The organism is Parabacteroides caeci (assembly GCF_023656795.1).
Lineage (GTDB): Bacteria > Bacteroidota > Bacteroidia > Bacteroidales > Tannerellaceae > Parabacteroides > Parabacteroides segnis.
The window spans coordinates 1-12,676 of sequence record NZ_JAMOKT010000105.1 but is presented as its reverse complement, the minus strand read 5'-3'; the positions used below and the strand labels follow the sequence as shown (position 1 = coordinate 12,676).

Here is a 12,676-nt window from a genome sequence, read left to right as displayed (position 1 = left end):
ACTGTGTTTCTTCTAAATCCGTACAATACATAATTATTTGAAGCTTGGTAACTAAAAATAATCATTTTGACGGAAAGAAGAAACACTCTTTTTACTTCAAACTACAAAATTTAAACAGGCTCTAATGTATAGGGAATATTGCAGGAAATGAAGTGCTAATGGTTGGATATGTCCTTAAAACCGTCCCCTTTGTACGATTTAAGGTAAGAATCGGATAAGAAAGCATGGTTAAAGGGAAAAAAATATAACAAAAAAATAGTGCAACAAAAAAAGATATGTATATTTGCATAAGAATTTAGGTGCAAGGTATGCACAGATGAATGCGACGGTAAGTAGTCGTCAGAACTTTATTTTGATAGAAAGATTTATTTGAACTTTATATTTTATTACTAATTAAATTATTTGATTATGAACAAAAAGTTTTCTACTTTGTTCGCCGCGTTCCTTGTGGCAAGCAGTAGTTTTTCAATTTTTGCTCAAAATGCGGTCCCAGCCTGGTACAAGACAGGTGCTGATACTTACAAGGCCGATTTTGAAGATCCGACTGCGGATGAATTGAAAGAAGCTGCGAAATTTGACCTTCTCAATAGAGGTGCCTTAAAGTATGTCAATGATCAAACAGTCGGTTACTGGAATTATATTCTGCCTTTGCAGGATGTGAATGTTGGAACTCTTATTCCAGGGGTATTTGTTGCTTTTGATTCTGCGGCAGGCAATGTAGCTGGTGGTCAGTATGTATCTGGTGACAAGCTATATGATAATGTAAATCAACCTCAATATGGTGTTATTACTCAAGGTAATATTACTTATCTGGGTGTTAGACCGACTGAAACAAGACAGGGTCGTGTTGAATTTACATTCGATACAAGAGGTTTGAGCGATGCAACAAGTTTCCATTTTTTCATTAGTCGTTTGAAAAATGATGACGTAAACCGTCACCTGGTTTGGAAGATTGCTAGTGCTAAGGCTTATAAGCTGGATGGTACAGGTGCTCAGGAATTGCCTTATAATGAAAAATATCAGGGTGGATTCACTATCGATAAAGATGGTGTTGAAGTTGATGGTGTAAAAACTCCTGATGCATATAAGGTAATGTTTAATATGGCTAATTCTGGTGAAGTCGATATTGATAACTCTATTGTACATATCGTTCTTGAATCAGAACTGTCTGAACCTGATGAAAATGCAACAGATAATACTTTGGAACCTGTAACATTGTTCTCAAGTGTTAATCTTGATTTCGTTCGTCCGGATGTAGAAATAGTATATGAAGAAGAAAAAGAATTCCGTGTAGGTGTTAACCGTTCTACTGAATGCGAAGCTTCTGAAATGGATGTTAAGATCTGGAAGTTTAATGATAAGATGGCTGGTGCTGCAACTCCTCACCACGTTGAAGCTACTTATTTGAAACTGAATGTGAAAGCTCCTATCGTTCTTGAAAAGATTGGTAATACAGCTGTTACTGCAGGTAACTTTGCTCAAGCAACAGAAGCTGACGGAAGTAGAAGTTTCTGTGTACGTGCAGGTGCGTTCAATAACTACAATCCGGTTGACTGGTCTAATGTAAAGGTTGTTTATCATGTAGAGCCGGGTACAGTGAAAGACCAGTGGGAATTGGCTGACTATATGTTTGCTACAACTACTGCATCCAGTACGGATACAGCATTTGTAAGACATAGCGTAGATGCTCGCGGTACATTCAAATTCGGTGATGACTTGGTATTCACAAAATATGAAGAAGTTCTTGAAACATCTATTGATTTCACATATCTGCCTAAGTTTATTTTAGATTGTGCAGAAGGCTCTGGTCCTGTGCCTGAGGCTGCTGTGAGAATGGAAGCTATGGCTCCTTGTGATGGTGGTGCATTAAATCTGGAATTATTAACTCCGGCTGATCCGGGTTCTACCGACAGATGGGAAGATAAGATTGAATTCTTAGGATTCAACTGGTACTTCGAAGGTGAATTAGTTGCTGGATTTAAACATACAAGATGTATTCCGGATGCTGCTATCGATTGCTTAGGAAATCTGAATGAAGACTGGACAGTGAAAGCTGCTTTCCACTTTGCTTCAGAAAACATGAACATCGATCAGGATGAAGCTTATAATATTGAAGAGAAATGGGGCTTGTCAGCTACATTGAATACTCAGGATGATTGCGAAGGTTATTCAGGACAAGATTTGATCAATCTGGGTGAAACTCATTATCCGGGTGTTCTGACTACATCTGCTCGTACTCAGCACGTATGGACTAACTGGAAAGGTGTTGAAACAGAAGATGGCGTTGTTGCTACTGTATCAAGTACATTAGCTAATGTAATGAACATTACAGACGGTTTACTTGCTGCTGCTGATAGAAATACAGGAGAAAGTGGTCTTATCGGTTATATAAGTGAAGCTGTTAAGGGTGGTGCTGAAGTATTTGCAGCTCCTTACTTTACTAATAAAGATTCTTATGTATGGGGTATCGGTGGTTCTTCTCGTAACCATGTTGTTCATGTATATGCTACAGGTTTGAAACCGGATGCTGACGATCCTAACTTTACAACTATCCGTCTGTACAAACAGGCTATGGAAATTGGTGAAAGAGAAGTTGTACAGGATAAGAACTTCTATTTCTCAACAGAATATGCAAATGCCGTTTGGAATCGTGGTGATGTTGGTGGTCTTGAACCGCAGCCAGGATCTGTTTGGCGTGGTGAAAGTGCTGGTGACACATTGTATATCCGTGTTCCGTACAAACAAGCAAATCTGGATGCCCTGAAAAATAACGGTATTGCCGTTAAGGTTAGATATACTCCTCAGGCTAAATTTGATTTGGTTCCGACAGAAGAAATCCTTACCGATATGGCTCAGTTCGGTCTGTTGACAAATGATGCAGGTGACGGTAAAGCTAATCATCCGGGATGGGAAAAAGAATTGACAGGTTTCAACCAGTTCAATGTTGTTGGTTCTGTATTTAAGGGTCTTGTTTCTACTTTGACAGGTGACAAACCGGTAGGTGCTTATACCAGCCTGTTAGGAAATATCCAGAATCTTGATGAGTTTGAACATGGTGAATATGATTCTAACGTATTCCGTGATCTTTATACTAAGAACTATGCTACTTATTACCTGGGTCAGGAACAGTGCTACGAAGTGAAAGATGGTACTTTCGTTATCGCAGGTTTGAACCTTGTTGCTCCGGTAACTGTAGAAACAAGCATGTCTAATAAGATTGGTGCATTCGACCACGATACAACTGTTATCATTGGTACTTTGGATGCTGGCAAATTGATTCCTAACAAATATGGTGAATTACTTGCTTACGTTAAGTCTACATTCAAACCGTCTGACAAGGCTGGTATCGTTCCTGATACAATCCATTCAGCAATTGATAACAAAGACTTCATCTATAATTATGTAAACGACACAGTTCGTCTGTATCCGATGCAGATCAAAGACCAGATCAGCTGGACTTATGTATATGGTTTGGATGAAAAGTATGCTGATAAAGATGTAGAAAACAATAAGGGACAAACTAACAGTTATACTAACTTGTTCTATATCTATGGAGCTTATCGTAACGATACTGTAGCTACTCGTATCTATGGTGATGTTAAACAACCTGAACTGTATTTCGCGGCTACAGCTGATACAAAAGCTGCTAAGTTGGCTAAGTTAGACTTCGGTGCTGTTACATTCATTGATGATGACATTGCTGCAACTAAACAAATCTATCTGATTGGTAAAGACCTGCCGGCAATCGATCCTACTGAAGAAGTATCTAAAGTAATTGCTATCTCTCCTGCTGGTGCATTGATCGCTTCTACTGAAGGTAAGAACCAGGCTGAATATGTAAGCGAAGCTATTATTCCGGTTTCTATCGACCTGTTGGCTGACAAGAGCGACCATGACTTGGTTGCAGACGTATTAGCAGCAAGCACATTGTGCAACTGTACAGTAGATCTACCGGTTAATTATTCTCCGGTTCTGGCTGCTCCTGTAGTTGATACTAAATATTTGTCTGACAACATTAACGGTAGCAAGGCTGAATTCAGATGGTCTGCAGTTCCGGGTGCTCATTACTACAAAGTAGAACTTGGTCAGTACGAAAAACAGAACACTTCTAAGAATATCTTTATCTCTGAAGTGAAAGCTGAAGAAGGTACAATCATGGTTGAATTGTTCAACGGAACAGGTGAAGTTATCAATCCGTTGCTGCACCACAACTATAAGCTGACTATCATGAAGAATGGTGCTGAATATAAGACAATGGATGTTATTTCAACAAATACTCATCTGAATGAAGCTTATAAGGCTGAAGCATTTGACGTTGACACTGATTTGAGCCCGGCTAACACTTATACAGTTCTGTTGAAAGAAGGTGGCAAGCAGATCGATATCTTCGAATTCACTAACACAACTCGTTTGTCTCGTGACGAAAAAGACGGTCTTGAAGAAAACACTGGCGCATTCAATAAGAATGACTGGAATCCTGACTTCGGTTCTCTGCCGGTAGCTAGCTACATGGAAGAATCTGACAAATGGGACTTCCTCTTTGTTCAGGGTATTGAATCAGAAGAAGTAGGTCCTACTTCAACTTCAATCAGAGCAATCAACTTGCAGCCGAAGACTGAATATGCAGTACGCGTAACAGCTTATAGCTATTCTCCTTCAATTGTAAAATCTGCTTCATCTGACATCGCTGAGTTCGGTACTTCAATCTTTACTGAACCTGTTACAGGTGACATGCAGTTTGACGAAGATTCTTACAGCCCGCCAGTAGGCAACGAAGACATTACAGTTGATGGATTCAACGTATTCGGTGGCGTAGGTTCTGTAACAATCCAGGGTGCTGCTAATAAGACAGTTGTTGTAACAAATGTATTAGGACAGACAATCGCAAGAACAGTTCTTTCTTCTGACAATGCTACAATCTCTGCTCCGGCAGGTATCGTTGTAGTAGCTGTTGAAGGCGAAAGCGCAGTTAAAACTGTTGTTAAGTAAATAAGATACCCGAAAGACTGAAAAGTCCGAAAGTATTAAAGATAGAAACTCCGTCGGGAAACCGGTGGAGTTTTTTTGTATCTTCGCATCGTAAACCGACCGTAAGTTCCCGGTTAGAGAAAGCGAAGGTTTTCTTTATTGGAACAGGTCTTATGATTGAAGCCATGATAAAGATTAAGGAAGGATTCAAAGGAGAACGTTTTGTTTCCCTGCCGGACGAATTACTGGATTCGTACAGCAGCGAACCGCTTATCGGAAATTTGTATGTTAGGAAAATCGGTTTCTTTCCGAAGGTAAAGTATCATTATGTACAAAAGGACCAGGGCTCTAAATATGCGATGCTGATCTATTGTACGGAAGGAAAGGGTTGGTATACTATTTATGGAAAGACTTATACGGTCGTTGAAAACCAGTATATCATTATCCCGCCTGATGTCCCCTATTCATTTGGAGCGGACGAGCATGATCCGTGGACCATCTATTTCCTTCATTTTAAAGGAAAACTATGTAAAGAGTTTGTCCCGTCCTACAACATGCCCAAAGATATTTTGCCGGGAGAACATTCGCGGCTTCAGGACAGACTTCAGCTTTTTGAGGAGATTTACAGTTGCTTTTCAATGGGATATATAAAAGAATATATGACTTATTCTTCTATGTGTCTTTATATGCTCCTGAGTTCGTTCGTGTATCTGGAGCAGTTCCGTTATTATAACCTTACAACACATAAAGAGTATTCATTTTCTTCGAAAGTGATCCATTATATGCAGGAAAATGTGGAACGCAGTCTGTCTCTTGAGCAGTTGGCTAATTATTTTAAATATTCTCCTTCCCATTTCTCCATGCTTTTTCAAAAGGAGACGAAGATGTCGCCAATCAATTATTTTATCCGTCTAAAGATACAGAAAGCCTGTCAGTATATAGAACTTACCAGTCTAAAGGTTAATGAGATTGCGATGAAACTAGGGTTTGAGGAGGCTGCCTATTTTTCCCGTATTTTTACGCGGGTTATGGGAGTATCCCCTTCCGTTTATCGGAAGAAAGAATCGATAAAGAGAGACAGGCCCGAAATATGAAGGGTGGAATTTTGAAGAAATATTGTAAAAACAATACCTGAATATTTTGCAGTATAAAAAAAAACACTACCTTTGCACCGCAATCACGAGAGATTGTTTACCTGAAAGTAATGAAATGCCCAGGTGGCGGAATTGGTAGACGCGCACGTTTCAGGTGCGTGTGTCGCGAGGCGTGCAGGTTCGAGTCCTGTTCTGGGCACTTCCGAAAAGCGGACAACTGTAAAGTTGCCCGCTTTTTTTATATCCGTACTTTTTTGTATATTTGAGCCAAATATGGAGAGGATGCAGCAATATACGGAAGATGAAATCGTAGAACAACTACGGGATCCGGCCAGGCAAAGGGATGCTTTTGCCTGGGTGGTGAATCTTTATGGGGAAAAGTTATATTGGCAGATACGAAAGATGGTACTGAGCCATGATGATGCAAACGATCTTTTGCAGAATACTTTTCTGAAAGCCTGGACGAATATCGATTATTTCCGGGGAGAGGCGAAGTTGTCTACCTGGCTGTATAAGATTGCCATCAATGAATGTATTACTTTCCTGAACCGCCAGCGGAATATGAATAACGTTTCGATCGACGATACCGATGTCTTTTTGCTGGAACGTCTGAAGGGAGATGACTATTTTGACGGTGACGAGGCACAGCTGAAATTGCAGAATGCCATCCTCACTTTACCGGAGAAACAACGTTTGGTGTTTACCATGAAATACTTTGACGAGATGAAGTATGAAGATATGTCGGATATTCTGGGAACCTCTGTCGGTGCCCTCAAAGCCTCTTATCATCATGCAGTCAAAAAAGTCGAGGAGTTTTTAACAAAAGACATTTAAACCTTTTGGGGCGAAGTTCGTCAAAGGTGTATTAAAACGGAAGTGTATGGAAAAAGAACAAAACAATCTGGAACGTTTTAAAGGAAAGAATCCTTTCACTGTGCCCGACGGGTATATGAAGGATCTCACGGCTAATATAATGAGCCAGTTACCTGAGAAACCGAAGGCCGAGGCGAAAAAGGTCTCCATGATGGACCGTGCCCGTCCGTGGTTGTATATGGCTGCTGTATTTGCCGGACTGGGGTTGTTCTTTAAAGCAATAGTCGGTTTCGACGGCGAAAAGAGCCAGTCTGATACATTGTTAGTACAGTCTAAAGATGCATCGGAAGTAAAAACTGCTATCATGGAAGCAGAAAATGAGGAATACCTGGAGTATCTGGAGGCCCAATATACGGATTATCTTTTAGCAGAAGAATTGGGCAATTACGAATAAATTGACGAAAAAAAGAAGTTATTAGCATATTTTTGTAATAATAATTGTATGAGCAAAATATTTTTTATTACATTTGTGGCGATTTCAGTTTTGTTCTCTTCGAAAGTGTTGGCGCAGGGAGAAAAACAACAACATCGACATTTTGATAAGGAGGCCTTTCAGGCAAAGCGAAATGCTTTCATTACAGCTGAAGTAGGCTTGACACCGGAAGAAGCAGCTGCTTTTATACCGTTGTGTAATGAGTTACAACAAAAAATGTTCGAAGTTGGCCGTGAATGCCGTAAGTTGACGAAGGATCTGAAGCATAAGAATCCACCGACTGAATCCGATTATTCGAAAGTGAATGATGAATGTCTCGGAGTGAAGATGAAGGAAGCAGCTTTGGAAAAAGAATATTACGAGAAATTCAAAAAGATATTATCGTCTGAAAAGCTTTATAAATACCGGCGGGCAGAATATAAGTTTGCACGGAATTTTATGAAAGGACCGGACGATAGGAAAGATGAAAACAAGAAAAAATAAAATATTATCATTATTTGTGTTTTTTGTTTAGATTTAGTTTTGGCGTTTAAGTTAAGGGAGGGGTGGCGACGTGATGTCGGTTCCCCTTTTGTTTTTTTATAAACCTTTCGATTTGGCTTCGTTCCATATTCTATCCATTTCCTCCAAAGGCATCTCTTTCAGTGAACGTCCTTCTTTGATGGTATGGTCTTCCAAGTAGTTGAAACGGCGGATGAACTTTTGATTCGTGCGTTCCAATGCGTTATCCGGATTGATCTTATATAAGCGGGCGGCATTAATAAGACTGAAGAACAGGTCTCCGAATTCACCTTCCATTTTATCGACATCCATTTTGTCAATCTCGGCCTTCAGTTCGGTAAACTCTTCATGAACTTTATCCCATACCTGGTCGCGCTGTTCCCAATCGAAGCCTACGTTGCGGGCTTTATCCTGGATACGGTGGGCTTTTACGACAGACGGGAGGGAAGCAGGGACGCCTTCCAGTACGGTTTTGTTGCCGCCTTTTTCTTTTAGTTTTATCTGTTCCCAACTCTGTTCTACTTTTTGGGCCGTATCGGCGGATGCGTCACCAAATACATGCGGATGGCGGAAGATGAGTTTCTGGCAAAGGCTGTCGCATACGTCTTTGATGTCGAAGGCTTCTTTCTCTTCGCCTATTTTTGCATAGAAGACGATATGCAGGAGCAGGTCGCCTAACTCTTTTTTGATGTTGTTATTATCGTCTTTCATAATTGCGTCGCACAATTCGTATGTTTCTTCGATTGTGTTGGTACGCAGACTCTCGTTTGTTTGCTTCCTGTCCCAAGGACATTTTACCCGAAGCTCATCCAGAATGTCGAGCAGTTGCCCGAAGGCTTCCATTTTTTCTTGTTTCGTAGACATTGTAATAATATGCCAATAAGTTAATGTGCCAATATGCCAATGTGAAAATGAAGAAACTCTGTCGGTACAGGAGCATTCTTAATTGGCACATTGGCATATCGGCACATTGATTAATTATTTATTTTGTTCTTTGAACGTTTTCAATCCGTTTTCAAGGAATTGTATGTATTTCGATACATCTTCGTTGAAGGCATAAGACGGGCCGAGCGGTTTACCTTCGTCATTCAATAGAATGTAGAAAGGCTGTGCGTTGGCTCCGAACTTGCTGCGCTGGAGATAACTCCATTTATCGCCGATTGTTTTCAGTTTGCGGACTTTGCCATGTTCTTCGATTTCGATCGGATGCGGCAGTTTAGTCTTATCGTCTACCATCAAGGTGATTAGTACATAATCGTTTTCGAGTATCTGTTTCACCTTCGGGTCTGTCCAGACGGATGCTTCCATCTTGCGGCAGTTTACACAACCGAAGCCGGAAAAGTCGATCATCACCGGTTTATTTAGGAGTTTGGCCTTGGCCATGCCGCTTTCATAATCGTCATAGGCTGCATGGACTTCGTCATCATACAGGCTGAAATCCTGTGTGTACAAAGGAGGAGCGAAGGCGCTGATCGATTTCAGTGGAGCACCCCAAAGCCCCGGAACCATATAAACGGCGAAGCCGAATGAAATGATTGCCATAAACAGACGCGGTACAGATACATATTTCACGTCGCTGTCGTGGCTGAATTTGATTTTGCCCAGCAGATAGAAACCTAACAGAACGAATATCACAATCCATAACACGATAAATACTTCACGATCCAGCAAACGCCAGCCGTAAGCCAGGTCGGCTACGGAAAGGAACTTCAAAGCCAAAGCCAGTTCAAGGAAACCAAGTACAACTTTTACGGAGTTTAGCCAACCGCCTGATTTAGGCATACTTTGCAACATATTCGGGAAGATGGCGAACAGACTGAACGGAATAGAGAGTGCCAGTGCAAACCCGAACATTCCGATAGCCGGACCGACTGCCGTCCCCATGGATGCAGCCTGAACCAATAATGTTCCGATAATCGGACCGGTACAGGAGAAAGATACCAGTACCAGGGTAAACGACATAAAGAAGATACTCAATATACCGGTGGTAGAATCCGCTTTGCTATCCAGTTTCGTTGTCCATGAAGCAGGTAGAACCATTTCAAATGCTCCGAAGAACGAAATGGCAAATACAACCAGCAACAGGAAGAATATAATATTGAATATAGCGTTCGTTGACAAGTCATTCAGTGCGCTAGCCCCAAAAATACCCGTGATAAGTAATCCCATCACCAGGTAGATTACAATAATGGACAAGCCGTATGTCAATGCATCGCGAATCGCTTTCTTCCGGTCTTTCGTACGTTTCAGGAAGAAACTAACCGTCATCGGGATCATCGGCCACACGCAAGGTGTCAGCAAGGCGATCAACCCGCCGAGGAATCCGGCGAAGAAGATGAATAGCCAGGAGGTATCGGTTGCCGTAACAGTTGTGTCACCAAAGGCTTTCAACTCGTCGATAACCGGTGTCCATAAAGCTGCGTCGTTCGTTAATGCATTGGTAATCTTTTCCGGACTGACGATTACTTTTTCTTCTTTAGCAGCCGGGTCGGGTGTTGTCAGGGTTTTTCCTTCTTCCACTACGAGATTCGTATCCGGCTGTTCTTTTGTAACATCCTCTTTCTCCACGACAGGCGCTTCGGCAGGCAATGTCAGTTTCGTATTTTTACTGTCGAAAGCAAAGCTCTCACGGTCGGGGGGCAAACAGGTTTCGTCGTTGCAGACCATGAATTCGACTTCCCCTTCGATTTTAAACTTCTTCGGGTCGAGTATTTTTACCTTTTGTGTAAAGGTTACGGCACCGGGGAACCAACGGAGGTCCATGGCAAACTGTTCGTCGTAAACGACGGTCGGCTTGATGTTGGATACCGGTTGTCCGATCAGTTCGGCCCCCTGGAGTGTCTCAAAAGTAAACGAGGTTGAAACAGGTCCCCCCTCGGGCAGGTTCATATCGTACAGATGCCAGCCTTTTTCAATGGTGGCGGTGAATACGATTTCTTTTTCGGCAGTTTTGGAGTCCTCCAGTTTTATTTTCCACTTGACAGGCTGATGAATTTGAGCCTGTACGGCCAGTGTTACGAACACCAGCAATAAGATACTAAAGAGTTTCTTCATACTATGTCTATATTTCTGTCTTAGTTTATTTAGCTAATGAAACGAAAGCATCCGGGATACGTGTTTCGAAACGCATTTCTTCCCCTGTTTCCGGATGAATAAAGAAGAGCCGTCGGGCATGAAGCATCAGCCGTCCGGCGGGATCAGTATCTGCGCCGTACTTATAATCGCCGGCGATGGGATGTCCGATAGATTCCATCTGGACACGTATCTGGTTTTTACGTCCTGTCTCCAGGTCGAGTTCCAGTAAAGAATAATGGCCGTTGCTGTGTAGCACATGGTAACGGGTGATGGCTTCCTTTCCATCACCTTCAGCTGTTACATATACCTGCATCTTGGCATTTTCAACCAGGTTCGAGACGATCAGGTCATGGTCTTTCTCCGGGCGGCCTTCTACTACGGCAACGTAAGAACGCTGGGTGATGGCCGAGTTCCAGTTCGACTGCAATGCTTTCTGCACCCGTTGGTTCTTGGCAAACATCATCAGTCCCGAAGTATCCCGGTCGAGCCGGTGGAGGATAAAAATCTTGCTCCGGGGATCATTCTTCTTGACGTAATCGCTGAGCAGGTGGTAGGCGGTACGTTCCCTGACACGGTCGCTGGAGACAGACAGAAGCCCGCTCTTCTTATTGACAACGATCAGGTCGTCATCTTCCCAGACAATATGTAACAAGGGGTTGCTGAATTCCACCTTTCCCCGTTCGTAACTGATCTCGACTTCGTCTCCCGGCACTAAAGGAGCGTTGAACTGGGAGGTAACCTTCCCGTTTATCAAGATTTGTCCGTGGCTGAGTAAAGCCTTGACGGAACTTTTGCTCTGTTCACTTAGCAATGCGAACAGGAAAGGGAGCAATGTATTCTCTTCCTTCACCGTTACTTTGCGTCCGCGAGGGGCTTTTTTGAAATTTGTGTCTTTGTAACCTGAGCGTCTTCCCATTTTATTTAATAAATAATTTACAAAGATACTGGCATTTGCGGAATGTTGCAAGCCGTGTTTGTATATCTTAGTTATTAATATGTAAGGGATACCTTATTTTGTGATTTTTTTATGGCTGACACGTGTTTGTCCGCGTCTTTCATCCCGTCCTAAAATAAGTTGACAAAAAGATAAATAAGACTGGACTTCTCTATTGTAATACCAGATTTCCATTATTTGTGAATTTAATTTTAAAATACATATTTTTGTTTCAACAAACATAATATTGACAATTCGATTACAAATGATGTTATTTGGATTTTTATAGAAAAATCTTACTAGTTTATGTTAACTTTATAAATATAATCTTTTCAGCCTGAGAGAGGTAGAAGAGGGTACCATGAATGCTAATTAGTTTGTAGTAAATAGAATATGATTTGTTTCTACAAGTTAGTTATAAAAAAGAAAGGTGTTGCTTGTGAAAGCAGTGCCTTTTTTATCAATAAGGATGAGTTTAATGGCAAAAGCATTTGTAATGCTAAAAAAATCAATATTTATGTGTGCGGTTGTTATTTGAGTGTTAATTTTTTTGTAAATATTAAGGCAGGGGTTATGTATTATATTAAGATAGTACTCGTTTTTATTCTATTCTTATTTGAAGGGATGTATGGTCGCATTATGTCGCAAGTTGTGGAATATGAAGATTATATTCTTATTCACTAGTGTCCCGTTAAAATCGGGACGAGTTATTAATTAATCAAATAATCCCGGAATAAGGGGATTAAATTGTTCTTTGACATCATTGAAATTAGTCTTATTAAACAGCTCTTGTAAATG

General features: G+C 41.3%; 8 protein-coding genes and 1 tRNA gene. 6 read left to right on the top strand and 3 right to left on the bottom strand.

What is annotated here, in order from left to right; translation table 11 throughout:
* The first annotated feature begins 408 nt into the window (after positions 1-408).
* The 6 genes from NBH15_RS27995 (at position 409) to NBH15_RS27970 (ending at position 7,851) form a co-directional block, all read left to right on the top strand.
* Positions 409-4,989, top strand: a complete 4,581-nt coding sequence (locus tag NBH15_RS27995; protein ID WP_250824105.1) for a DUF6383 domain-containing protein — start codon at positions 409-411, stop codon at positions 4,987-4,989.
* Between the two features lie 164 nt (positions 4,990-5,153).
* A complete protein-coding gene (locus tag NBH15_RS27990) occupies positions 5,154-6,062 on the top strand; it encodes an AraC family transcriptional regulator (RefSeq protein ID WP_010802100.1) in 909 nt (302 codons plus the stop codon).
* 117 nt (positions 6,063-6,179) lie between these two features.
* Positions 6,180-6,261, top strand: a tRNA-Leu gene (locus NBH15_RS27985).
* 83 nt (positions 6,262-6,344) lie between these two features.
* Positions 6,345-6,896, top strand: coding sequence for an RNA polymerase sigma factor (locus tag NBH15_RS27980; protein WP_044214784.1), 552 nt, complete (start codon positions 6,345-6,347; stop codon positions 6,894-6,896).
* A 46-nt stretch (positions 6,897-6,942) separates the two neighbouring features.
* Entirely contained in the window at positions 6,943-7,329 is a 387-nt protein-coding gene (locus NBH15_RS27975; protein ID WP_128135746.1) for a hypothetical protein, read from the top strand.
* Positions 7,330-7,377: 48 nt separating this feature from the next.
* A complete protein-coding gene (locus NBH15_RS27970) occupies positions 7,378-7,851 on the top strand; it encodes a hypothetical protein (protein WP_128135747.1) in 474 nt (157 codons plus the stop codon).
* A 96-nt stretch (positions 7,852-7,947) separates the two neighbouring features.
* On the opposite strand, the gene mazG is transcribed toward NBH15_RS27970, so the two are convergent.
* From mazG to NBH15_RS27955, 3 genes are all read right to left on the bottom strand, one after another.
* Positions 7,948-8,733 carry a nucleoside triphosphate pyrophosphohydrolase gene (gene mazG / locus NBH15_RS27965; protein ID WP_250824104.1) on the bottom strand — a complete coding sequence of 262 codons (786 nt, stop codon included), beginning with the start codon at positions 8,731-8,733 and terminating at the stop codon, positions 7,948-7,950.
* Between the two features lie 114 nt (positions 8,734-8,847).
* The gene (locus NBH15_RS27960; RefSeq protein ID WP_186961365.1) at positions 8,848-10,923 is read right to left on the bottom strand and encodes a protein-disulfide reductase DsbD family protein; all 2,076 of its coding nucleotides are present in this window, start codon (positions 10,921-10,923) and stop codon (positions 8,848-8,850) included.
* Positions 10,924-10,948: 25 nt separating this feature from the next.
* Positions 10,949-11,860, bottom strand: coding sequence for an RluA family pseudouridine synthase (locus tag NBH15_RS27955; protein WP_250824103.1), 912 nt, complete (start codon positions 11,858-11,860; stop codon positions 10,949-10,951).
* Positions 11,861-12,676 lie beyond the last annotated feature (816 nt).

What these genes read in the sequence shown, in the direction of transcription:
- NBH15_RS27995 (WP_250824105.1), top strand. Translation starts at nt 409, where the DNA reads ATGAACAAAAAGTTTTCTACTTTGTTCGCCGCGTTCCTTGTGGCAAGC.
- NBH15_RS27990 (WP_010802100.1), top strand. Translation starts at nt 5,154, where the DNA reads ATGATAAAGATTAAGGAAGGATTCAAAGGAGAACGTTTTGTTTCCCTG.
- NBH15_RS27980 (WP_044214784.1), top strand. Translation starts at nt 6,345, where the DNA reads ATGCAGCAATATACGGAAGATGAAATCGTAGAACAACTACGGGATCCG.
- NBH15_RS27975 (WP_128135746.1), top strand. Translation starts at nt 6,943, where the DNA reads ATGGAAAAAGAACAAAACAATCTGGAACGTTTTAAAGGAAAGAATCCT.
- NBH15_RS27970 (WP_128135747.1), top strand. Translation starts at nt 7,378, where the DNA reads ATGAGCAAAATATTTTTTATTACATTTGTGGCGATTTCAGTTTTGTTC.
- mazG (WP_250824104.1), bottom strand. Translation starts at nt 8,733, where the DNA reads ATGTCTACGAAACAAGAAAAAATGGAAGCCTTCGGGCAACTGCTCGAC.
- NBH15_RS27960 (WP_186961365.1), bottom strand. Translation starts at nt 10,923, where the DNA reads ATGAAGAAACTCTTTAGTATCTTATTGCTGGTGTTCGTAACACTGGCC.
- NBH15_RS27955 (WP_250824103.1), bottom strand. Translation starts at nt 11,860, where the DNA reads ATGGGAAGACGCTCAGGTTACAAAGACACAAATTTCAAAAAAGCCCCT.